At 58.3% G+C, this 24,131-nt stretch carries 13 protein-coding genes and 1 pseudogene; 3 read left to right on the forward strand and 11 right to left on the reverse strand.

Annotated features, from left to right (window positions below; translation table 11 throughout):
- Positions 1–48 precede the first annotated feature (48 nt).
- A complete protein-coding gene (locus tag QZ460_RS04935; protein WP_290540474.1) occupies positions 49–309 on the reverse strand; it encodes a hypothetical protein in 261 nt (86 codons plus the stop codon).
- 189 nt (positions 310–498) lie between these two features.
- Between QZ460_RS04935 and QZ460_RS04940 the strand changes: the two are divergent.
- The 3 genes and pseudogenes from QZ460_RS04940 to ccsA form a co-directional block, all read left to right on the forward strand.
- Positions 499–702: pseudogene (locus QZ460_RS04940) on the forward strand (hypothetical protein); the annotation flags it as partial.
- Between the two features lie 187 nt (positions 703–889).
- Entirely contained in the window at positions 890–3,445 is a 2,556-nt protein-coding gene (locus tag QZ460_RS04945) for a hypothetical protein (protein ID WP_290540475.1), read from the forward strand.
- Between the two features lie 8 nt (positions 3,446–3,453).
- On the forward strand, positions 3,454–5,820 hold the full coding sequence (gene ccsA / locus QZ460_RS04950) for a cytochrome c biogenesis protein CcsA (protein ID WP_290540476.1): 2,367 nt from the start codon (positions 3,454–3,456) through the stop codon (positions 5,818–5,820).
- A 512-nt stretch (positions 5,821–6,332) separates the two neighbouring features.
- On the opposite strand, the gene QZ460_RS04955 is transcribed toward ccsA, so the two are convergent.
- The 10 genes from QZ460_RS04955 to QZ460_RS05000 all read right to left on the reverse strand — a co-directional run bounded on the left by QZ460_RS04955 (position 6,333) and on the right by QZ460_RS05000 (position 23,993).
- Positions 6,333–6,689: a DUF2023 family protein gene (locus QZ460_RS04955; RefSeq protein WP_290540477.1), complete on the reverse strand. Its 357-nt coding sequence runs from the start codon at positions 6,687–6,689 to the stop codon at positions 6,333–6,335.
- A gap of 3 nt (positions 6,690–6,692) precedes the next feature.
- Positions 6,693–7,184 (reverse strand): flavodoxin, encoded by a 492-nt coding sequence (locus QZ460_RS04960; RefSeq protein WP_290540478.1) that lies wholly within the window; start codon positions 7,182–7,184, stop codon positions 6,693–6,695.
- 270 nt (positions 7,185–7,454) lie between these two features.
- Positions 7,455–9,644 (reverse strand): HEAT repeat domain-containing protein, encoded by a 2,190-nt coding sequence (locus QZ460_RS04965; RefSeq protein WP_290540479.1) that lies wholly within the window; start codon positions 9,642–9,644, stop codon positions 7,455–7,457.
- 10 nt (positions 9,645–9,654) lie between these two features.
- Positions 9,655–11,898, reverse strand: coding sequence for a HEAT repeat domain-containing protein (locus tag QZ460_RS04970; RefSeq protein WP_290540480.1), 2,244 nt, complete (start codon positions 11,896–11,898; stop codon positions 9,655–9,657).
- Positions 11,899–11,904: 6 nt separating this feature from the next.
- Positions 11,905–14,097 carry a HEAT repeat domain-containing protein gene (locus QZ460_RS04975; RefSeq protein WP_290540481.1) on the reverse strand — a complete coding sequence of 731 codons (2,193 nt, stop codon included), beginning with the start codon at positions 14,095–14,097 and terminating at the stop codon, positions 11,905–11,907.
- Between the two features lie 102 nt (positions 14,098–14,199).
- Positions 14,200–15,843, reverse strand: coding sequence for a DUF6850 family outer membrane beta-barrel protein (locus tag QZ460_RS04980; RefSeq protein WP_290540482.1), 1,644 nt, complete (start codon positions 15,841–15,843; stop codon positions 14,200–14,202).
- A gap of 19 nt (positions 15,844–15,862) precedes the next feature.
- Entirely contained in the window at positions 15,863–17,170 is a 1,308-nt protein-coding gene (locus QZ460_RS04985) for a DUF4876 domain-containing protein (protein WP_290540483.1), read from the reverse strand.
- A 20-nt stretch (positions 17,171–17,190) separates the two neighbouring features.
- Positions 17,191–20,037 carry a TonB-dependent receptor gene (locus QZ460_RS04990; protein ID WP_290540484.1) on the reverse strand — a complete coding sequence of 949 codons (2,847 nt, stop codon included), beginning with the start codon at positions 20,035–20,037 and terminating at the stop codon, positions 17,191–17,193.
- A gap of 321 nt (positions 20,038–20,358) precedes the next feature.
- On the reverse strand, positions 20,359–21,279 hold the full coding sequence (locus QZ460_RS04995) for a PorV/PorQ family protein (RefSeq protein WP_290540485.1): 921 nt from the start codon (positions 21,277–21,279) through the stop codon (positions 20,359–20,361).
- Positions 21,280–21,284: 5 nt separating this feature from the next.
- Positions 21,285–23,993, reverse strand: a complete 2,709-nt coding sequence (locus QZ460_RS05000) for a S8 family serine peptidase (protein ID WP_290540486.1) — start codon at positions 23,991–23,993, stop codon at positions 21,285–21,287.
- Positions 23,994–24,131 lie beyond the last annotated feature (138 nt).

Below are 24,131 nucleotides of genomic sequence, written 5' to 3' on the forward strand. Positions count from 1 at the left end.
GCTTAAAAGACTGTATTTCAATTATTCCAAAGACATATTGGCCAACTTTTATTGGACAGTAGTGAATTCTTTTATTTTATTCTCTCTGTTTTCTGTAAAACTTTGATGTCTATCTCTTGTTGTATTATCTATATCAAATGAATAAATTTTATTTCCTCTGTTTGTTGCAGATATTTTTTCATTTATAATACCAGTTTTTGTCCCATAGTATTCAATATATGCTTGAATATTTGTTCGCCGTATCCAGGATTTGGCCATAATAAACCGAGTCGCGCCTGTTTCCAAACCTCTTGGTGCAGTCCAATCCAACTGCAATATAAGTATAATTTATGACGATGCCAATAGGATGAGCCCTATCGTTTCAAGAAACGGGAAAAACAGCTTTCTGTCGGCGGCAAGTGCCTGCACTCCCGGCGACGGGCAGGCGGTCTTCGTGGCGGGTCCGTGGCGGTCATTGCCCTGTCCTCGGCCGGTGCGGACCAGCCGCCGCGCATCGGGTGCATCGGGTGCATCGCATCGGCTCCGCGGATGTCCGTGAGGCAGACATTGCAGACCAACGCCCGGGACCGCACGCTCGGGCCGATGAAGGCCGCCGCACGCAAAAGGCATCCACGCGTCGTTGTCGCCCGAAAGGCGATCCCCCGATTGGCGACCGGCACAAGCCCGGAAAAATCTGTTTTTTATGAAAACAGTATGAAATAATGAAGAATTTTGCGTATGTTTGTGTAGTGCGTCTCTGAAGAAAATCGGTTCCTCAATTTTTCTTCAGAAAAAACCGTACTTTTCCACAGGCAATACGCCGGCAAAGAGCTGAAAAACAGCCAACTGCAAACATTTTACCATTAAGAAGCCCCAAACCCCCGGTGTATAAAAACAAAATTGACCCCGTATGAAAGAAGCAGCAAACAAAATAGCAGGCGCAACACTGATTCTTGGTATAATCATCACCGTCGGTTACATATCATACTATTATTTTTCGTACTGGGATACCCTCAGTGCCAAGGAAGCCAACACCTCGCTGCTGCAACTGCCGGCCAATCATCCCGACATCACCGATATGAAACCCGAGAAATTCCCGGCCGAGGATGCCTATTGTCTGGCCTGCCATCAGGGAATTGAGCCGGCGCGTCCTCTGGGATCGGCCATGATGAAGCAGATCCTTGAAAAAGGGGAAGCCCTGGGCGATCCGAACGGATGTGTGGTCTGCCATGGGGGGAATCCGAAGGAAACCGCAAACGAGGATGCGGCACACAGCGGAGCGCCTGCAGGCAGCGCCATCAGGGAGTTCACTCCGACTCCGGGGGCATTGCAGGTAAACGCGAACACATGCGGACTATGTCATCAGGACCATACCTACAATGTCCATCGTTCGATAATGAACACGGATGCCGGCAAAATGAAGGCCATAACCTGGAGTTTCGGAATAGATACGGAAAACAGGGACCACATCTATGGCGACCATGATATTGACGACCCGGACGGAGACGAACCCCGATTCGGATCGGAGGCATATAAAGCCTACATGAAGGAAATGGCAGCCCGATTTCCGGGACAATATCCGAAGGAGCTGAAAAAGATTCCGGAAGTTTCGATGGAAGAGCTAAGTCAGATGCCGGAGCAGGCAGCCTTCACCTACCTGCGCAACTGCAATGCCTGCCACCTCAGCAATAAAGGCAAGCAGGGACGGGGATATTACCGCGGATCGGGATGCGCGGCGTGCCACAGCATATACAGCAACGAAGGTTTTTATGAGGGGAGCGATCCGTCCATAAGCACAGACCGACCGGGGCATGTTCTGGTACATGCGATGCAGGGAACACGGAAATCGGGCGTCGTGATCAACGGACACCAGCTCTCGGGCGTGCAGGTATCGACCTGTGCAGCCTGTCATTCGGCCGGACGACGGATAGGACATGCCTATCAGGGGCTGATGGCTTTAGGTCACGGTGAGAACCGGGGTCCGTTCGACTCGCGGGGACTTCCGCAGGAAAGCAATGCCGGATATGTGTTCAAATACATAAAGAATGACGCCCACCACCGGCTGGAAAAGGATGGCAAAACGGTAACAGGACTACTTTGCCAGGATTGTCACACGACAAATGCCATGCACGGAAACGGCAATATCGGGGCGACAACGCTGGCTACGATCGAGATCGAATGCGCCGACTGTCATGGAACCCCGACACATTATCCGTGGGAGCTGCCTCTGGGATTCGGCGACGAGTTCGGCAAGGAGCTTGATGCGAACCGGCCCCGCGGTCTGGCGGAAGAGCCCATGCAGGTGACGCAGCAGTTCGGGACCGTGTATCCGAAGGAAGACGGATACATACTTTCCGCCAGGGGCAACGCCTTGGGCAATGCGGTTCGCCGCGGAGACAAGGTGATCGTCCATTCGGACGGCGGACACGATTTTGAGGTGCCGGTATTGAAGACGCTGGCCCGGCACGATGCGTGGCGGAACCCCGTCAAGGCAAAGACGGCAATGGTGGGAATCCCCAAGCACATGGAAAGTCTGGAGTGTTACGCATGCCACTCGACATGGGCCGCCCAGTATTACGGCTACAAGTATGTCATAGACTATACCCGATCCTCCATCGACTGGCTCGAATCGGCCGAAAAGACGGCCGCAGACGGAACTACGGCCGATTACAACAACAGGCATGTCATGCAGAAGGGCGCCCCGACCTATGGCGACTACAGTCACGTGCGATGGGAGAACCCGCCTCTGGGAATCAACGGCGAAGGAAGGGTCGCTCCGCTGGTGGGAGTAATACAGACCGTCAGCACCGTCATCGGTCCTGACGGAGAGACCATTGTCCATAACCGAGTGGCCAAAACGGCCGAAGGATACAATGCCATGGAACTGGCCCCGCTCAACCCGCATACGACGTCCCTGACTTCCAGAGAATGCAGCGACTGCCATGGAAATTCCGTGGCCAGCGGTTACGGCATGAATCACGGGAAATACGATGCCGAGCCCGAGATCGCAAGATATGCCGATGTGGTCGATGCAAACGGAGGGAACGTAAGCCGCTTCACAAAGGCACAGATAAATGCCATCAAACAGCTGCACGGCGATTTCATGCAGCTCATCGACACAGACGGCAATCAGGTGCAGACGATAGACTCACACTGGCCGACGTCCATGCCGCTGACCGAACAACAGCGCCATGTACTGAACAGGGAGGGGACGTGTCTGGCCTGCCATCAGGATATTCCGGACGGTTCCATCCCGATCCGCATGCTGGGCAAGATCGCAGAGATCGTCAACCTCGATTTTGCATCGGATGAGGCGCACGCAAAACTGCTGCGCGAAAACAACACTCTGATTTCATGGATCAAGGCAGGCGGCATCGTCGCACTGATTCTGATGATACCGTTCGGGGTTGTAATTTATGTCAAGCGCAAAAAAATTATCGGAATAATCAAGCGAATAAAAGGATGAAAATAAAGGTGATTCAGATTTTGGCTTCTTACAGAACCACCCTCTTTCTCTTGGCAACATATGCCCTGCTAATGGCTGCGGCCACGATCATCGAAAAGCAATACGGGACTCCCGTGGCAAAGGGAATCGTATACTATTCGCCCCTGTTTTTCCTCATCCAGATATTGCTGTGCGCCGCCTTTGTGTGCACCAGCATGCGCAGGCGTCTTTTCACGGCAGACAAGTGGCACTACTCGCTGCTCCACGGAGCCTTTATCGTCATCCTTGCCGGAGCCGGCGTCACCCATCTCTGGGGCCGGGAGGGAATCATACACCTCCGCGAGGGAGAAAAAACCCGATTGTTCCGCCTTAAGGGCAGCGAGGCCCATGCGGAATTGCCGTTCGAGCTGGAGCTGCGGAAATTCAACCTCATCCGCTATCCGGGCTCGCTGAGTCCCTCGTCGTATGAGAGTTATCTGACGATACATACGCCGGAAGGGGCGCATGAGGTAAAGATCTGCATGAATCACATCCAGGACATGGACGGATACCGTCTTTTTCAGGCTTCGTACGACGAGGATGAACGGGGAAGCATCCTGTCCGTGAGCGACGACAGCACGGGACGAAGCATCACTTATATCGGATATCTGCTGCTTTTCATAGGGCTGGCGGGGAGTATTTTCGCGCCAAAGTCCCGTCTCATGAGTGCACGCAGGCGCTTGAACAAGCTAACCGGAACCATCCTTCCGGCCGTGATCCTGTGTTTCGGATCCTCGCTGGACTGCCATGCGGGCAATATGCCGCAGGATCACCTCCGGGAATTCGGCAGACTGCCCATGCAGTCGGTAAGCGGTCGCATTATCCCGATAAACACGTTCGCAGAAGAACTTTTGCAAAAAACGGGAATGCAGGATCAGCTATCCATCCCTGCGGAACAGTGGCTGCTGGAGATGATGACATTTGCCCCCAAATGGGCGAATATTCCGATCGTCGCCGTAGAAAACAAGAGCATCAGGCACAAATACGGTTGGGAAAAAGAGCGTATTTCCTACCGGGATGCCTTCACCGGGGAAGGTAAATATCTGTTGGCCGACGAGATTGCCGCGATATACCACAAATCGCCCGAGAAGCGCAACCAGCTGGACAAGGACCTGATAAAACTGGATGAGCGAATAAACATCATACACCAACTGTTCAACTTCCAGCTTCTCCGGATCTTTCCCCTCCCTGACGGCATGTCGAACAACCATTGGGCTGCCGCGGGGGATGACCTGGGTATGATTGCCAAAGAGGCGGCAGCGCAGATCGGACAAATGTTTGCCGATTACCGGCAAGCCGTACGAAACGCATCGGAGAGCGGCAGCTGGGAAGAAGCCGACCGGGCCTTGCAAACGATAAGCAGATACCAGAAAACGCACGCCGCGCATCTTATAAATGACCTGAAGCTGAAAGCAGAGGTAAGCTACAACCACTACAACCTTTCAAACAGCTGCAAGAAAATCTATCTCATAAGCGGCGGCCTGCTGCTATTACTGACTTTCTACTTTTGGTTCAGGCCGGAAAACAGAGCCGGCAAAAAAGGGCGGAATGTATTAATAGCCTGTGTGGCTTGCGGATTTCTGGCACACAGCTACACGATCATTTTACGATGGTATATCTCGGGATATGCCCCCTGGAGCAATTCGTACGAGACAATGGTCACCATGGCCTGGGTCGCCGTAGCGGGAGGACTCTTGTTTGCCCGGCGCGACAGCATGACATGTGCCCTGGCGACACTGTTCGGAGGCATCGCCCTGTTTGTCTCCGAGCTGAACTGGATGGATCCGCAGATAACGCCCCTTGCCCCCGTTTTGAAATCCCCATGGCTGATGTTTCATGTGGCAACGCTGATGGCGGCATATGGATTTTTCGGTATTTGCTGCTTTATCGGAGGGGTGAATCTCCTGCTCTCCGGATGCAGCAAACAATACGAGAAGATAGCAATGCAGATAAAACGCCTGACACTTATAAACGAAATACTGATGATCATCGGGATGGCACTGATGGGAATCGGTATTTTCCTGGGAGCCGTATGGGCCAATGAGTCGTGGGGAAGATATTGGGGATGGGACCCGAAAGAGACATGGGCTCTGATCTCCTTCGTCCTATATGCCCTCGTACTGCATGCGCACTGGTTCTACCCTACTGCGGATCACAAACGATTCAACCTGCTCGCGCAATTGAGTTTCCTGTCGGTCTTAATGACCTATTTTGGCGTAAACTATCTCTTGAGCGGCATGCACTCCTACGGGAATACATCGGGACTGACCGATATAAGCATGGCTATATGGCTTCCCGCAATTCTATTCTTCACCATACCCGCCGTCACGGCCTACACCAGAATCAGCCGCAAATAAGACAGAATCAATTTGCCTTGCAGAAGTTACCCCACCACATGGAGGGTAAATCGCGGCTGTCGGTCAAAGCGCGAGGCTGCATCCGGGATTCCCCGGCCGACAGCCCGCTGGGAAGAGCCTGATCCGGGAAAAAGGTCGGGCTACGGCCCATTACGGCCCGCAAGGGCAGATCATGACGATGCCACAAGGCACAGGCGGGGTGCGGATTCATTTTTCAGGGCGGGGGACGTCACGGACAACAGCCGGAATCGGTCCTTCGCTCCCGGAACGGAGCGGCCCGGAGATAAGCACTGCCCGGAGATGACCGCCGCCCGGAGATAACCGCCCGGAGAAAAGCACTGCCCAGCAGATGACCGCCCGGAGATAACTGCCGCCCGGAGATGACTGCCGCCCGGAGATAAGCACCGTCCGGCAGATAAGCACGGCCCAGAGAAAAGCGCTGTCCGGATAAAAGGCAAGGCCCGGGACGTCGGTATACGTCCGGGCCTCAGCCATCTATTTCCCAGGTCGGCTCAGGAAACGAGACCTTTGCGGGAGCAGTAGCGTTTGCACTGGCCTGTGATGTCGTAGCCGAGCATGGCGCCGAGCATGAAGTCCTCCTCCGGAGAGAGCTCGTTGAGCGGTTTGTGGATGAAGGTCCGCACGGCGTCGAGGCAGAGTCGATTCCCGAAATAGAGATTCACCTTGCTCTCGGTAACGGGTTGCGTCAGGTGGGCAATACCCAGCCGGTCGAGCCGATCGCAGAGCAGTGCGGCACAGGTGCGGCACATGGTGCAGAGAACCAGATGACGAACGCCCTTCTGATATTCGTAGATATTATGCAGAAAGAGCTTCATCGACCCGAAACGGTCGAAATCTTCGGCGCTCATGGATCAACTGTTTTTGAGTTGCTCGCACCATGCGGCAATCCGGGAGTCGGTTTTTTCGGGGGCGCTTTCGTCGACGGCCAGTCCGAGGAATTGCCCCTCGTTGCAGATCAGCGAATTGGTCGCCTCATAACCTTCGGAAGCGCAACTGCCCACGAACGTGCATCCGGTCGCCTGCAGTGCCTCGAAGATCAACCCCACGGCATCGCAAAAAGTGTCGGGATAGGAGCCGCTGTCACCGCATCCGAACAAAGCGACACGTTTGCCGGAGAGGTTCTGCGTCTTCAGGTTTTCGAGGAATCCGTACCAGTCGTCCTGCAACTCCCCGCAGCCCCAGGTCGAACTGCCGAGAATCAGAAGGTCATAGGGCGCAACAGCCTCGGGGGAGACGTCAGCGACATTGTGGATGTCGGATGCGGAGATTCCCATCAGGCGGGCGATGTCTTGAGCGACGGCTTCGGTCGTGCCCGTCGTGCTTCCAAAAAAAATTCCGGTCATAATCGTCTTATTTTCTTAATTTGAAGTTTTGTACAAAGAAACGGTTTTTCGGAAGTCGGGGCAATACCTATTTTTTTGGTTTTTGAGGGTTTCGCCATCCCCTCGTATGGGGATAAGGAAGATGCTTCGGGGAAGATCCGGATGGGAGACGGCCTGAAAAACCGCGAATTGAGGTACAAGCAGGAAAAATATCGCCCAATTGCCCGATGAAACGAAGCGTGGGACCCGCAGGGGTCCCACGCTCGGCACATGTCGGTATTTCTCAGGGAATCAATGGCTCTTCAGGCGGTTCCGGGTCTTCAGGGCCTCTTTCCGGAGTTCCTCGGGTTGCTCCCGCGACGAGAGGATTCTTCCGCACATGGACTCGATGGCCGGCCGCTGCCACGAAATCGGGAACCATCCGAGTGCCTCGACGGCCGCAACGCGCAACTCGAGTTCGAGCGAAGGATCCTCGGCCAGGGCAATCAACCGCGGGACCTCGTCGTGGTGGGGATAGTTGCGGAAATAGGTAATTTCGCCCTTGCGGCGCGCGAACTTGTTCTTCGCATCGGCGATGAAGGCGAACGACTCCCGGAGCTCCTCCTGCGTCGACTCGATGCGGCGCAGAAGAGCCTCCAGACGTTTGTCACCCTCATGGAGGTAGGGCTTCGCCGCAAATCCACGCTTCAGGGCCGCGGAGAGTTGCCCGGGATTGAAGAAGTCGAGCGAATTCTCCAGCTGGAACCGGACGCGAGCCGACAGGTCATCGTCGGTCAGCAGCTCCACCGCGGCCGTGAGCAACGCCTCGTCGCCACTATCGCCGATCAGAATTGCCGCAATCCGGCGAATCAACTCGTAGGAATCGCCCGACGCAACGCGCAGCGCCTCGACCAAACGCGGGTCGTGTCTGGTCGAGAAAAGAAGCAGCGCCTCGAGCCGCACGCTGCCATACGGGGAGTTGCAGATCCGCTCGTAGAGCAGATCGCCGATCTTCGCATATCCGTTCTCGCTCAGACGCCGCAGGGCGATCGCCTCGACATCGGCCGGCATGCCGCCGTCGGCCAGACGCAGCCAGAAGCGGTTGTCGCCACGGCGTGTGGTCAGGGCCGTGCCGAGATCCAGCGACGGCAGGGCACGATTTACGAAGCGGTAGGTCGGGTCGCCGATCAGGTGCGTTTCGAGGTAGTGCACGTGGCGGCCCCACTGGCCGATGCGCAGGCCGCAGTCGAGCAGGCCGATGTAACGCCCGGGCCACTTGTCCTGCAGGGCATTGACCGTATTGCCCTGGGTCACGATCGTCCGTCCCGGGCCGAAGATATAGCCCGACGCGATGCAGTCGTCCTTATGGAACGATCCGTTGAAGCAGGCGTCAAACATTACGAAACGCGGGTTCATCGCCCGGTCGCGGAGGTCTTCCACATGAATATCCATCATGTGGTTGAAGATCGAATCGGCGACAAGCAGCGAGTCGCTGACCGCGCACCACGCCTCGGGAACCCCATAGCGCTCGACGAAATACTTCGTCCGCTCCCGGGGATCCTTGCTCCCGGCGATCTTGCTGCGCAGGTACAGGCGGATGTTCTCGATCGAGGTGTTGATGTCCGATCCACTGCGGTAGCCGGTAATATACTGCAAGGTCGGGGAGCCGTGGTGATGGCACAGCGCAACGTCGACATCGGGCTGGGACATCTTCTCCAGAAGGTAGGGCTTCATCGGCCAACGGCTCTGGAAATCGTAGAAACGCACCTTGTTTCCGGGAGCGAAAAGCCCCGGAAGCTGTTCGCGCAGCGACACCTGCTCGCCCGACCAGGCCTCAAGCGCCTCGGAGTTGTAGCCGTGACCGCGGAAGACGAAGAGGTTGTCCAGCGCATTGGCCTCGCGGTGAGCGGCCACCACCTTGCGCAGGTAGGCACGCAGCAGGTCGACGGAATCGACGCCCGCGCGCTTCGGCGGACGGATCCGCGCCGTATAGATCTGCGATGCGATGTATTGCGGAGACTCGGGCGAAAGCGAATAGTAGAACAGGAGCGGGTTCGCCTCGTCGCGGCGCAGGAATTCGAACTTCAGCGCCGGATCGTCGTAGTAGCGGTCCGAAGGGACGGACGAAGAGGCCCAGTCGCGGGCCTGGTTGGCCTTGAACGCCGACGTGAGGTGTTGTGCGTCGCGGATCATCGGGATGGGGATCTCGCCGATGAAAACCGCCCCTTCGAGCGGCGCCCGGCCTCCGATCATCGCCTCGATCTGCTCACGGATCGGCTCGGGCGAAGCCCATGCGTCAACCAGCAGATAAGTCCCAAGACCCTCGGTCTCGAGAACCGCCCGGTAGGCGTCGATCTCCCGGGCTGCCCCGGCATAGCTGCGACTGTCGACAAAGATGGCGAAAGTCGTGGCGCTCTTTACCCCCGGAGGGGTGATTTGCGGCGCGGCAACCGTCAGCAACGGGAGAACCAGCGCCAAGCATAAAATGCGGAATCGCTTCATATCGCTTGCATTATTTTGAGGTGTTCGGAACCGAGACGGTGCTCTCGAGACGCAAGGCCGTCTGCAGGAGTTCGGCCTTCAGCGACGGCTCGCCGGTGCGGGCGGCAAGGCGGCGGCACGTGTCGATGATCTCGCGACGTCGGGGCGTATGCACGAACCATCCGAGGCATTCGGCCACCTGGACACGCAGTTCGAGCGGTTCGGACGGCGCGGCAAGGAGCTGCAACAGGTCGGGGACATATTCATGGTAGGTATTGTTACGCATGGAGCGCAGGGCCGAAATCCGCGCGGCAAGCGTCTTGCCGTCGTGCAGTTGCTTCCGGTCGTGCTCCTTCATCCGGAAATTCCGGTCGAGGCTCGCCCGCAGCACGCCCTGGATGGAATCCCGGTCCTCCACCGTCGAGGCCGCAACGACCTCCCGCAGCACCGGGTCGACGGACTCCCGGGGTGACAGCAGCAGCCCCTTCCAGGCCAGATAGCAGACCCGCTGCGACTCATCGCCATTGACCAGCGTCCCGACCAGGTCCGGCAGCAGGCCCGGGCGCCCCAGTTGCCAGGCATAGGTCGCTGCATTGCGGCGCAGCAATTCGTAGCGATCGTTCAGTCCCAGCCGGACGCCCTCTTCGAAAGTCGCCTCGTCGCCGAAACGTCCGAGCAGCTTCAGGGCCTCCATGCGCGTGGTGGCACACGGCTCCGCACGCACGATCTCCAGCAGTTCGCCGGGAGTTATCTTGCCCAGATCGGCGAGCATGCGCAGCGACAGGCTCTTCAGATCGGCATGGGGTGTGCTTTCGAGCAGCGCACGCCAGTAGGAGGCATCGTTCCGCCACAGGGTGATCGCCTGCGAGATGTCGTTCTCCACCACAGGACAGAAACGGAAGGCGGGATCGCCCAGCACATGGCCCTCGAGCGTGGCGATCAGGCGGTTGTACTGCCCCACACGAACGGCGTGGGAGAGCAGGCCCACCATCTCGCAGGTCCAGCGGTCCTGCAGCACGTTGACCGTATTGCCCTGTGCAACGACCGTGCGCCCCGGACCGAAGAGGTAGTAGCCGGCGACATTGCCCGGCTTGTGGAACGAGCCGTTGTAGCAGGCATTGAACAGTACCAAGCGCGGCTGGACCGGAAGATCCGCCAGGTCCTCCAGTTCGATGTCGCGAGGGAGTGTTCCCGCGGGCCGTGAGGACTCGGAATCGGTCTGCTCCAGTTTCTCGAAAAAGGCGTCGGTGAGGTGATACTCCTTTTTGAATGACTCGCGGAGCCCCTCCGGATCGGCCTTCCCGCCCCGACGCTTCTCCATGATCCGGGCCCACGAATACGCATCCCGGATGTGTCCGTATATGCCTTCGAACGAGTCGGGATCCGTCACATGGGAGCCCACGTGCTGGGCATCGGGCGACCCGTGCTCGTTGAAGAGGAAGAGATCGACCTCGGGGCGCACCAGTTCGTCGAAAAGGCGGTATTTCATGTAGCCGTCCATCCGGAAATTCAGCTGCCGCAGGCGTGAGGCCTCGCGCGTGTTCGTCAGCGGGAAGTTCTCGTCCATGGCAATGCGCTCGTCCATCCAGCAGATCAGGCAGTCGGAATTGTATCCGTCGCCGGCATAGGTCACCACGTGGTCCAGGCAATCGACGCGCCGGCGCTCGGCGACGACCTTCTCCAGATAACGGGCAATCCCCTCGTATTTGTCGCCGCCCAACTGTTCGGGATAGCGGATGCGTCCCGAATAGAAGGCCGGAGCGAGGCGCTGCACAGAGGTCGGGGACAGCCTGCGGTAGAACCACAGCCCGTTGACCGAGTCACGGGCAATGGGTTCGAACTCCAGATCCGGACAGTCGTAATAGCGGTCCGAGGGCACCGACGACTCGTTGATCGGGAACTTCTCCTCGTCCATCTTGAAAGCCGTGGTCAGGTGTTGGGCGTTGCGGACCAGCACGATCGGAATGTCGCCGACAAAGACCGCACCCTCCAACGGGGCGCGTCTGGAGGTTCTGCGCATCAGGCCGTACAACTCGCCGCGCACCTCCTCGGGCGACTGCCAGTCGTCGCAAAGGATATAGGTTGCCAGCCCGTCGGCCTCCAGCGCATCGCGGTAGGCGTGGAGCTGCGGCAGGGTTTTCCCGTAAGTCGTGCGGTCCACGACGATGACAAAGGAGGTCGGATGACGCCGGAGCGGCTTCTCGACAAGCGGTTTCGCCCGGAGGATGCCGGGCAGCATCAGCACGGCGAGAATGAGACAGTTCAATGTTTTCATGGCGACTTATTTTTTCGATTCCAAACGATTGACCATACGCACGAGCTCCTTGCGGAAAGCCGGCGACAGATCCTCCTGCGACAACAGCTCGCGGCCCGCCTGTGCGATCCGCTCCCTGTGCACCGAGAGGTCGAACCACGCCAGCGACTCGGCCAGACGCGTCCGCAGGGTTTCGGACCGGGACGGATCACGGAGCAGGGCAAGCAGTTCGTCGGTTATCTGATTGTAGGGACGGTTCTTCAGGAAGGCGATGCGCATGAGCTTTATCCGCTCCGGGGTCTTCGGGTCGCGAAGTTCGGCGAGCGTCTCCTCCGCCGGCGAAACCCCTTCGGAGTTCTCGACCTTGCGCAGCAGTTCCTGTTTCAGCGAATCGACATGAAAGAAGGTCTTGTCGGCGAAATAACGCTCGATGGTCTGTTTCGTCTTCGTCTTGTCGAAGCACCGAACCGACTCGCCGATATTGAACACGATGCGCGCGGCATTGCGGTCCCGGGTGTAAACGTCGGTCAGGATGGGGATAAACCGCTCGTCGCCGACGCGCCCCATGCGGGTGACGGCCACGCGGCGGAGGAACTCGAAGCGATCGTAAGCCGCCAGGCACAACGCCTCCCGGTAGGCCTCCCCGCCGAGTGTCTCCAGCAACCGGAAGGCATTGTAGCGGACAATGGCGTAGGGCGACTGCCTCATCTTGTCGAGCAGGCGGCCGGCCAGATCCGGGCAGTCGTTCTCCCAGAGGCGGATCATGGCGAGGTTCTGCACGTCGGGAACCGTGTGATCCAGCTGCGCCAGCCAGAAACCGACGTCGCGATTTGCCGCCATGGCGTTGATATCCAGTGCGGGATGTGCGGCAGCGAACCGATAGGTCGGGTCGCCGATGATGTGCGACTCGAGGATGTGGATGTTCCGGGCCCACGCTCCGAGCCGGAGGCCCTCGCCGAGCAGTCCCAGCAGGTCGAAGGCCGATTTGTCCTGGAGGACGTTGACGCTGTTGGCGAAGGTCGCCACGCAGCGCCCTCCGGAGAAGATATAGTGCCCGGCGATGAAATCGTCCTCCCGGTAATCCCCGTTGTAGCAGGCATCGAAGATCACGAAACGGGCGTTGGGTGCGATATGGGGCACCTCCTCAAGAACGATTCCGCTCCGCAGATCGGCAATCGAGTCGGCACGGAGCTGCTCCGGAGTGTCGGGGGCACAGTACCATGTCGTGTCGAGCCCCAGTTCCGCGGCCTGACGAAGTGCCGAACGGCGGGCCGAATCCGAACGGCGCGCCCGCGCCCGCAGCATGAAGCCGATCTCGGAAACGGCCTCCTCCGCCGAGGAGACATAGGGCGTTCCCGAGAGGTACTGCCGGTCGGGCATGCCGTGCTCGTGGAAAACCATCATGTCGAGGTCGTCGCGCCGCAGCTCGCGGATCACCGTACTCTTCATGAAGGGCTGCATCGAGTAGCGCAGGAACTTGGCGCCGTACGTGCGGCGGAACGTATCGCCGAACTGCTCGTCGAGCAGCATCTGCTCGTCACGCCATGCCACCAGCGAGTTGGAGTAGGAGCCATGGCCCGTGTAGGAGACGAAACGGTCGAACGCCGTAGCGGCCCGATGTTCGCGGACGGCCTTTTCCAGATAGCGGGCGATCTGCGCATAGGGGTCGCCGAATGCCTTCTGCGCCTTGATGCGCCCCGAATAGATGTCGCAACCGATATATTGCGGCGAATCGGGAGCCAGTTCGTAGTAGTGGAACAGCCCGTCGGCCGGAGCTCCCTGAGCCACGAATTTCAGGTCGAAGTCGTCGTAGAAGCGGTCCGAGGGGACCGAGACCTCGTGGATGTCGTATGCATACTCGTTCATCTTGAAGGCCGAGGTGAGGTGCTGCGCCCGGGTGATCATGGCGATCGGAATGTCGCCCACGAAGACGCATCCCTCAAGCCCGTTGCGGGCGTGGAGATCGACAAGGACCCGGCGGACCTGCTCGGGAGAGTTCCAGTGGGCCGAGGCGACGAAGACGGGGAGGCCCTCCTCCTCGAGCACTTGTTTGTAGGCATCGACCTGAGGGCGGCAGCGCTCCAGTGTGGCGGCGTCGATCACAACGACGAACGAGCGCTGTCCCCCGATGGTCGGGGCCTCGAGCGTTTGCGACCGGCCCGCCCCGGCAAACAGCAGCAGGACGATCGCCAAAATGATTCGGTTAAGCGGTTTGTGCATGTGAATGAATGTTATACGGGGATAAAAACAGCACCGGAGAAGAGCCCTTCGGGACCCTTCTCCTGGCACTGCAAGAGCATACGGATATGATTCACGGACATATCAGAAGAGCAATCCTATCTTGAAGCCGGCCAGCAGCCGGTCGTTGAACAGATCCTTGTGGTCCGAAGCCTTGTGATAGCCGGCCATCGCCGAGACGAAGAACGCCCCCCGGTCGCCGAAGAGGCCCGACAGCGAATAGGTCACCTCTCCGCCGCAGGAGGCATATCCCGTGCCGAGACTGTAGAAGTCCCGCAGCGTGAAGTCCCTGTAACACTCCGTATCGGCCTTGTAGCCGTTGTAGTCGATGGCATTGTCCCGGTTCGTCTTCAGCGCCGCATGCACGCCGGCGAGGATGGCGTGGCGGGTGCCGATCCGGAAATTCTTGCGCCCGAAGAGGTTCAGCCGGAAGTTGTCGACACGCTGCGTACTGCGCGGGAAGTAGTAGATGTTGTCCAGCTGCTCGAAATCGAAGCCCAGACCGACCGTCCAGTCGTAGGCATCACGTCCCGTCGTGCGCATGTACTGCAACGATCCCCGCAGGTTGGACGACGTCGTATTCGAGCGGATGTTCTTCGCCTTGACGACCCACTTGGCCACCTCGAACGAGTTGTCGTACTCCTGCACATACTGGATGCCGTCGATGCTGCGATGGTCGTACGAGAGATTGAAGTAGAGCGCATTGGCCTGCGAGAGCGAGAAGCGGGCATTCAACGCCGCGCAATAACGTTCGTCGACCGTCGTGCCGGCCATCTTCGGCTGCGAGTAGCTGTCGGTCACATCCTCCACCTCCTGCGTATAGCTGCCCGACACGAGCAGGTGGACGCGCTGCGTGCGGAAGGTGTACTCACCGCCGACGCCCATGCAGTTGGCATTGTAGATCCGCTGGTTGTCGGCATTCAGCGAGCCGATTTCGGTTTTGATGAAGAATCCCGGGTAGTTCATCACATAGACGGGCTGGTTGACCAGCGTCACGGAGTTTGAGGCCGCACCGTCCTCGCGGCGCGAGTAGTAGTGGTAATAGGCACCCAGGGCATGGTTCTGCCCCAGCAGCACGGTGAAACCCGGATTGATCTCAAACTTCGACAGCGAAGTCAGCGGACGCGGGTCAAGCTGCTTGGCCGCCTGACCGCTCTGATAGGCAAGGTCGACACCCACGACCAGGTGGCGCCACAGCACGGGCGTGGCGGCCTTCACCTCCATGTCGAAGAGCTGATTGATCCAGTCGCTCTTGTTGGGATCGGCCAGGTAGAAGGGCGTGCCCCGCAGCGGATCGAAGAGCGTTGCGTTGTACTCGGCATCCCCGAGGTTTTCACGCGTGTAGGAGAAGCGGCCCCAGACGTAGGTGTCGCGCAGGCCGGCAATGCGTCCGCCGCCGTCCGTCGAGAAGCGGTAGGCGGTGTTGTCGGCACCCTCCTGAACCCGTTTCAACGATCCCTTCTCGCGGTCGAGGCCCAGCATCACCTGGCTGTAATAGTCGATCGGGTCGAGCTGGATGCCCGAAGCGTTTTTCGAATGGCTGAAGTGCAGGTTCTCGATCTTCAGCCGTTCGATGGAGGCCGGAGAATTGTTGCGGGACACGACGTATCCCGCCGCATCTTCCGCCGTCGCGGATTCCGCCACCGGCTCTTGAGCCGACGCCCCGATCGAGATGCAGGAGGCGATCAGCAGACTTCCGGTCAGTTTGAGGTAGTTGTATCTTGTCATAACTCGTCTCGTCTTAGGGTTATTGAATCTTTGCCTGGTTCCATGCCGGCATTTTTTCTCCGTTGCGGCGGAGCATGGGAGGCATCATCACCTCAAAATCGGCCGAAGAGTCGTTCGTATCCTGATAGATCGGGGTTCCGTCGCTCCGATGGTCGATCACCTTGCGGCACACGCTCTTGTTGACATAGGCCTCCTCCACTGAAGCGGCCCCGGCATCCACAAATCCCGGGATGCGTTTCATGTTGAGCGCCGTCGAAGTGGGGATCAACTCCACACCGTCGAGAATCTGCTCGGCAGGGATGCGGGCATATTCGGTCGAACTGCCCACGGGGTGCTGCGTCGTCTCGCCGAGCTTCCAGTAGTTCTTATCCCCGTAGGTGAGTTTACGCCCCGGCTGGTAGAGGCAGAAAGCTCCCCCGAAGACCGACGTCAGCCACTGCGTCGTATTGACGCGGCCCGACCAATAGACATATTTAAGGTTCGGAACGTCGGCGTTGTCGCGCTGTGCATTGCCCGACCAGGCCTCGAACTCCACCTTCGAGTTGTCCATCAGGGCATACTCGCCCGTACCTCCCTTGTTGTTCGTATGATTAGCGGCCTCCTGCGCCACGATGACCGACTCGCCCGGGTGGAGCGGATAATCCTGTCCCTTGCCGGGGAATTGCCAAACGACCATGCCGTAGACGTAGTTGTTCTGTCCGTCCTCGGCCGGCCACTCCGGCAGCGTCGACGTCGCGACATTGGGATGCAGCTGCGCGAAGCAGAGGTTGTCGAGGTAATAGACTTCGTCGCCGTTGTTGTATATCTCGTAGAACTGGTTGCGGAAATAGTATCCCGGGCTACCGCAGTAGAAGATCTCGCGGAAGCAGAGGCTCCCCACCTGGGCCGGGCGGATCGACAGCGAATAGTCCTTCGATGCGGCGGCCTGCTCGGGGGTGACATCGTCGATCAGCGCCTTATTCTGCAACGCCCCGTTGAGGTAGTAGGTGCGCCCCTTGAAGTCGACGCTGCCGGTCACCGAGATCGTGTAGTTGCCCGGCGTTATTTCGGCGACGGCGATTCCGTTGTCGTCGGTCGTCGTCCCGATGACGGCATCCTCATCGTAGTTCACAAAACGGACGTTCAGTCCCGAGGTTTTGAAGTTGGGGTCGATCTGGCCGTTCCCCTCCGAATCGACGAAGCCCGTAACGGCATTGACCTTGACGGCGACACGGATCGGATCGACGATCGCGGCATCGCGTGCGTCCTCCATCATATCGACGCACGAACTCATCCCGAATGCCGCGCCGACCAGGGCTGCAAGGTGAAATATGGATCTTTTTTTCATGATATGGCTCTCTTTGGGATTTATTTTATCTTGATCGACAGGGCTGCTCCGAAGAAGAACGTATTGGAATTCCGACGGATGTACCGCCCCGGATTCTTCCGGCTCTCCCAGATCGGCGTGCTGCGGAACATGTTGTTGGCGAAGAACGAGATGCGCATGAAGTCGCGGATCTCCTTCGTCACATTGACGTTCATGCAGAGGATCGGCGGCATCGCCCCTTCGCGCACGAGACGGCGGGAGTCGAGCGACGGGCGTATGTCGATGCGCTGGAACTCCGGCTCGTCGATCCGTGCCGGGTCGAAGTCGTGGACCCGGCCGTCGAGACGCGAGATGTACTTCACGGGGATCGAGTCATTGCCATAGGCGGTGTAGCTGCGCTCGTGCCACGTGATGCTGGCCGTGAGCGTCACGACGAAACCGATGCGCGGGATATTGTGCGTCGCACGCAGGTTGGTCGCCGTGCGTGTCGCATGGTCGACCCGCGAGCCCGGTTCGAAGACTCCCATGTGGGGATAGCGCTCCTCGACTGTGCTGCCGCCCGGGCGGTTGTCGAACGTGTAGTAGTTCTTCCACGACTTGTACTTCGTCCACGAACCGTTGAGTCCGAACGAGGTGCGGATGGCGTCGATACGCCCGAAGTCGATGTCCAGTTCGACACCTTCGGACGCATAGGCCGAGAAGTTGGTCGGGATGCGATAGTTGAGCAGAATCTTGTCCGAAGACTTGACGCTCAGCACCGGCATGTCGGTAGCATTCTCCGGTTTGGCCGCCTCGTACTGGATGTAGTCGACGCTCTTGAAGGTGTCGAAGGTCTGGCTCAGCATGTAGCCGTTCTCGCAACGGTCGCGGAAATAGGTGACCGATCCGCGGACCTGACCGATCCGGAAGTCGGTGCCCACCTCCCACTTGCGGGTCTTCGAAAGCTCCAGATCGGGATTCTCGGCCGAATAGACGCGCGTCGTGGCGATCTGGAACTTTTGCGCGTCGGAGAAGCCGCTCTGCGCGCTGTTGTCGAAATTCAGGATGTCGAAATAGGCATTGTCGGAATGGAGATAGGCCAGCGAGGGCGTCTTGAAGGTGATGCCGTAGCCGCCGCGAATGCTCCAGTGGTCGGGAATCAGTTCGTAGGAGGCATTCAAGCGCGGAGCGAGGCCGCCTTTCTTCATGCCGAAGACCTTGTCGTAGCGGACACCGGCCGAGACGTCGAAGCGCCGCGCGAGGATCTCCATCGCAAAGTTCTCCTCGAGGAACAGGCCCAGGTGATTCATGAACGGAACATCGCGGAAGGCGCGCTCACGCTGCGTGGCGAAGTTCTCGCCCAGCGCACGGTAGGGAGGATACTCCGGATCGAAGACCTTGCCCCGTCCGAGGTTGCCCGACGAACGGAAGTCGGCTCCGACGCTCAGCGAGTGACGCGTGGGCCCCAGGTCGCCCGAGAAGAGCGCCGAGACCTGGGCGTAGGTCGTGAGCTCCTTGCCGTAGAGGTTGTAGACTTCGGTATAGCTCGACGGAAGACGCCAGGCCTTGCCGCCGGCATCGGCTTCGGGAATATGGGTGATCTTCGTCCCGTCCGCGAGGTAAATGTCCCGGCCCGGGAAGCTCGAAAGGACCGCCCCGTCGGTCTTCGACGAGGAATAGGTCCAGTCGGCGTTCGAGCGCATGTCCTCGAAATAGGTCTTTTTATTGGTATAGTCGACCGAAACCGCATAGCGGAGCGCCTTGAACCAGCCGTTGTTGGCGTTGAAACTTCCGTTGGTGTTGAAGCGCAGACCCAGGTCGCGCTGGTTGGTCGTGCGCAGGTCGTTCTCGTCATCGGGGTTCGGCTCGCCCTTGTCCTTCGTGTAGAAGAAGTTCAGCGACGTATTGGTCGACCATTTCCCGATGAGGTTCGAGTAAGCCAGACGGCCCGTCACCCGGTTGTAGGTGTCGTATCCTTCGGTCATATCCTTCTGCGAGAAGGTGTAGTCCACGCCGTAGTTCAGGACCCCACCCCGAGACCCGAGTTTCACACCGTGGGACACGGAAGCCATGTAGACGTTGGGATTCAGGTCCATCTGGACCGAGAGCGGCGCGTGTCCGGCCGTGCTGTTGACGATCACGGCTCCCGAGGAGATGTCGCCGTAGCGCGCCGAGGCGATACCGCGGATTACCTCCACGGACTCGATGTTGCTGGTGGTGATCGTTCGCATGTCGATGCCCGAATTGGGGGTTGCGATGCTTGTGGCGGCAGCGGATCCGAGCGCCGTGGACATGGTCTGCATGTTGGCGTTGTTCGAAACGGGGGCTCCGTCCATAATGACGGCCGTACCGAAGCTCGAACCGTTGCGCACGGCGAAGGTGCTGGCGTTCTGGAGCGTGATCTCCGAAGAGGTCCGGGTTTCGGCACCCGGAAGCAGCGACATGACGTCGGCCAGCGAGGTGGCCTGGATGTGATCCATGGCCGATTTGGAGATCTTCGAGGCCGTGGAGGCGCCGGTCTTGGTCGACTCGGCCGAGACAACGACGTTTTTCAGGTAGAAAGAGGTGGCTTCGAGCTGGAATTCGAACTCTTCTTCAGCGGGGAGTGTGATCTCCTGCGAGAGGGTCTCGTAGCCCAGCGAGGAGATTTCGACCCGATAGTTTCCGGCATCGATCGACTTGATTTCGAATTGACCATTCACATCGGTGGCGGTAGCCAGGCCGACTTCGGGCAGCGAGACTACGGCATAGGCTAGGGGTACTTTCTCGGATTTGCCCCTCCCGTCGACGGATTCCATCGAATAGATCGTGCCGCGGAAGGTGGTCTTGGTCCGGTTCTGTGCCGACGCGGAGACCGCCCAGCAGAGCAGCAGGAACGATACAACTCTCAATCGGAAAAAATCCTTCATAAGCGGAATGTTTTGGGTTAATTACTGTTATTGGTATATGCTTCTTGTCGATTTGCGGTCCGAACGGACTTCGCCAAAAGGGGCAAGCTGGAGCAAATCGGCGTCGAAGTTAAAAAGATTTCAAAGAAAAAAAATCGGCACCCCCTCAAATTACCTACTTTTAGGTATGCCTCCCGGGAAGGAGGGGCCGTGGCTCCCCCCCCCTCCCCGGGCATCCCGGCGCATTCAGGCGCCCTGCAAAACCCGCAGAATCCGTCGGCTTGTGTGCCGATCGCTTCGTCGGCCTCGCTTTTTGAGACGGTTCATATCAAGGGAGGCGGATTACCAACAGATCCGGGCAGACAACATCCATGTTTTATGCATGACCGAGTGCCGGGATGCCAGCAGATAGCCCAGATCAAAGGCAAAATAGCGCCATTGCAGACCGGTACCGACGGAACCGTAGCGCAGGTCGCTCCAACGATAGCCTCCGCGAAAAGCGAGTGCTCTGAAAAGCTCGTACTCCAGCCCCACGCATCCGCCCAACGACTGGAATTTCGTACTGACCAGATCGGCCGTTACCGTGATCCGATGATTCCCGGACGGGGAAAAATCCATATTTCCTCCCACCCGCAACTCCCACGGCAGGCTGACCTTTTCAGAATTCCAGCACCCGAGGTTCGAAACCTGCATGCCTGCCGCCAAAACAACGCTCCCGGAACAGGCGTGCCGATACAACAGGCCGGCATCCAGAACAACGGAGTGCATCGCATGACCGGAACCGGGATACGAAGACAGATAACGGCACGTAACGGATCCGGAGAAATTGCGGACAATGACCCGGGCGTAAGAGAGATCAAAAGCCATATCGCGAGGATCCAAAGAGCCCAACACGTTGCCTTGATCATCGATCCATTCCGATTCGGGATGCGAAAGATAGCGATACGATACAGCCAGGGCCTGTTTGCGGTCCAGATTCAGGCAAGCCGTCGCAACATGCAAATTCTGACCGGATTGCAAGGACGCCATCCAGGGCATATAGCCGTAGCCGATCCCGACCCGGCCATCGAGAAAGACAAGCTGGGCCGGGTTGCGCAAGGCCGAGAAGGAATCGCCCGGGAGCGCCGCCTTCGCGCCGCCAAGCGCCAGACTGCGGGCATCCGAAGGGATCGTCACGAACAAGGCCGAAGACTGCGACCTGACGACAATCGGGAAAAACAGGAGAATCACCAAAACCGGAATTCTCGAAAAGAAAGCTTTCATCCTGCCTACTGCTTAACGATGGAACGAACAAAAGAGAGATTGCCGGAGCGAATCCGGATGGTGTAAGTGCCTTTGCCGAGCGACGAAAGATTCAGTTCGGCAGGACGCGTCGGAGCAATTTCCGCCTTGCAGGCAAGCACCTCAACTCCCGTCACGTCGTAAACGGACACCTGGATTTCGCCCTCCACATCCCGGCCCATACGGATCTTCAGCAGATCTTTCACCGGATTGGGATACAGATCCAGTTCGCGCGAGTCGTCCCGACACAAGACCGTAAACGAATCCTGCGCTCCGAGCCCGTCCTCATCCATTGCCCGGACGGTGATTTGCGAAACCCCATAACGCAGCGGCATGATCCGGTAACCGCCGTTCCACGGCCGGAGGTGGAGCATATCGCGGTCGTAGTCGATCCGGTATTCAAGCGTCTCGGGAATCTCGTCGGCAAATCCCGCCGAAGGCATGAAATCCGTCACCTCATCAAGCGAACCCAGATAGACCGGCGTAAAGCCTTGTACGAGCCGAGGGGGCTGATTGGGCTGCAGCTCAAACCGAAAGTCGGCACAGGCCGACGCTCCGAAACTGTCCGAGACCGTGATCTTCGCCGTGTATGTACCCGGATTGCGTTTATAGTTGAAGACCGACAACAACAGGCGGTTCCCGTCCTTCGACGGAGTGATGCTCCCCGACGGATCTTCCAATTCGAACGTAAAGCCGAAGCTGTCCGGATCGTTTACCAGAAACGAGACCACCCGGGTCGTATTGTAGGGTATCCGGGGATCCTGCGCATCTTCGGCCTCAAGGACAGGGGGCTGGTTGGCAGGGGTGCCGAACGATATCGACTTGACTTCGGAGCGGTTGCCCCACGGATCCACGGCAAAGATCGCCACCGTATAGCGGGTCTGCTCGGCAATCCCGGTCAGGGTATGCGACATGGGATCCCCCTTCGTCTTTCCCCGTGCCGGGACCTCAACCAGGAAGGTATCGTCGGACAGGTGATCGGGATCGGGATGATTCAGAGTTCCCACACGCCACAGGATGATGAAAGATGTCGCGGAGCCGTCATCCTCATCGGCCGGAACGCTCCATTTCAACTCCACTTCGCCGACCGTATTGCTGTGCGTAAGGTCCGATACGGGATCGGGGGCAATCCCGTGATCCGTGGACAAGGTCAGATAGGCATCGATGAGTCCCGATCCAAGCATCCCCTCATAACCCGGATTGCAGGTCTCGACCGGCCGGGCCTTCCGCTCCAGATAGGCGCGCAGCTTATCCGGAGTGAACCCCGCTCCCCCATGTTTCGAGACGGCCAGGGCCGCAACCCCCGAAACATGCGGACATGCCATGGAAGTACCCTGCATATAGCCGTATGCATTGCCGGGCAGCGTGCTGTATACCGCACATTCGTCGGAATAGCGCCCTTTGTCGCGAAAAGTCCCGCCCGGGGCCGCCACATCCACCCAGTCCGCATAATTCGAGTACCAGCTCTTCCTGTAATCCGGAGCAAGCGCACATACGGCCACGACTTTTTCATAACAGGCCGGATAACTCTTGTAATTCCGATTGTCATTCCCGGCTGCGAAGATCACGATTCCACCCTTCATCGGGCCGACCTGGTTCCCCGCCTCATCGACTCCCGCATATTTGATAAAATAATCGATCGCATCCCTGGTAACCTCCGGCATCTGGAACACATTCAAATAGCCCCAGCTGTTCTGACTGATGACTGCCCCGGCATCCGCTCCGTATTTTATCGCCGCAACCTCGTCCCCGTTGTCATTCCGGTTCTCCGAGAACATCTGGCAACTGATCAATCGGACTCCCGAATGGTCTCCGCGCCCTCCGGCAATCCCGCAGACGCCGATCCCATTGTTGTTTTCAGCACCGATGGTCCCGGCCACATGCGTCCCGTGCTCAACGGGAGTAATCCGGGCGGTACCGTAGGGCGCATCGAAGGTATGAATGAAATTCCACCCATACAGGTCATCGACATATCCATTGTCGTCGTCATCCACCCCCTCGACGCCGTTCAGTTCGGCCCAATTGCCGACATTCCCGGCCAAATCCTCATGTTTGTAGTCAATTCCGCCATCCACCACGGCAACAACGACCTCATTGCTTCCCGTCGTGACCTCCCAGGCCCGAAACAGATCGATATCGGCTCCGGGCAGGGCATCCTCCAACGATCCGTCGTTATAATAGTGCCACTGCCTGGCAAGACCCGGATCATTGACGGGAAACGGTCCGCTCCCCAGAACGGGATTCCGGGGCGCAGCCGCCACAACCGACACGTCACAATCGATGTGACGGGCCGCATACACCGGTTCGACCTTATCAATACAGGGCAAATCGACCAGACCGGACGAGGCTCTCGTAAGCGGAGTTTTGTCGGAGAAACGGATATCGTACCACAGATGGAGTCCCTCCCGACGTGTCCGTTCCTCAAAACGTCCGGCAGGAGGAAACACCCGCTGCATCTGCTCGACTCCAAGGTCGTGAAGCGCCGCATCCAGCACCGAATCGCCCGTATGAAGGCCGCTGCGCGTCGCAAGAATCCGCTCCGGCTCCATGTCCGGGCGGAACTTGATGCGCAACCGTCCCGAATGGCTGTTCGTTGTTGCAGGAGGTTCGATCGCAACCTCGCTCTGCGTAAAATCTTCGGCCGTACATGCCGCAAAAAGCGACAAGGCGCAAAGAATGGCAATGAAACGAAACATAAAAGTTCAGATTTAAGGCCTCAAAGTTAAGTCTTCCAGATCGAAATAAAACCCCAACAAATAGGTATATTTCGCAATTGTCGATTCAGTATTTTTGGCGATTGAAACGCACGGCCGACCAAACTATCTTTGCCGCAA

Origin of the sequence: Alistipes sp. (assembly GCF_020026455.1) — a bacterium.
Taxonomy (GTDB): Bacteria; Bacteroidota; Bacteroidia; order Bacteroidales; family Rikenellaceae; genus Alistipes.

Coding starts and splice junctions, on each gene's coding strand:
- QZ460_RS04945 (WP_290540475.1), top strand. CDS start 890: ATGAAAGAAGCAGCAAACAAAATAGCAGGCGCAACACTGATTCTTGGT.
- QZ460_RS04955 (WP_290540477.1), bottom strand. CDS start 6,689: ATGAGCGCCGAAGATTTCGACCGTTTCGGGTCGATGAAGCTCTTTCTG.
- QZ460_RS04960 (WP_290540478.1), bottom strand. CDS start 7,184: ATGACCGGAATTTTTTTTGGAAGCACGACGGGCACGACCGAAGCCGTC.
- QZ460_RS04965 (WP_290540479.1), bottom strand. CDS start 9,644: ATGAAGCGATTCCGCATTTTATGCTTGGCGCTGGTTCTCCCGTTGCTG.
- QZ460_RS04970 (WP_290540480.1), bottom strand. CDS start 11,898: ATGAAAACATTGAACTGTCTCATTCTCGCCGTGCTGATGCTGCCCGGC.
- QZ460_RS04975 (WP_290540481.1), bottom strand. CDS start 14,097: ATGCACAAACCGCTTAACCGAATCATTTTGGCGATCGTCCTGCTGCTG.
- QZ460_RS04980 (WP_290540482.1), bottom strand. CDS start 15,843: ATGACAAGATACAACTACCTCAAACTGACCGGAAGTCTGCTGATCGCC.
- QZ460_RS04985 (WP_290540483.1), bottom strand. CDS start 17,170: ATGAAAAAAAGATCCATATTTCACCTTGCAGCCCTGGTCGGCGCGGCA.
- QZ460_RS04990 (WP_290540484.1), bottom strand. CDS start 20,037: ATGAAGGATTTTTTCCGATTGAGAGTTGTATCGTTCCTGCTGCTCTGC.
- QZ460_RS04995 (WP_290540485.1), bottom strand. CDS start 21,279: ATGAAAGCTTTCTTTTCGAGAATTCCGGTTTTGGTGATTCTCCTGTTT.
- QZ460_RS05000 (WP_290540486.1), bottom strand. CDS start 23,993: ATGTTTCGTTTCATTGCCATTCTTTGCGCCTTGTCGCTTTTTGCGGCA.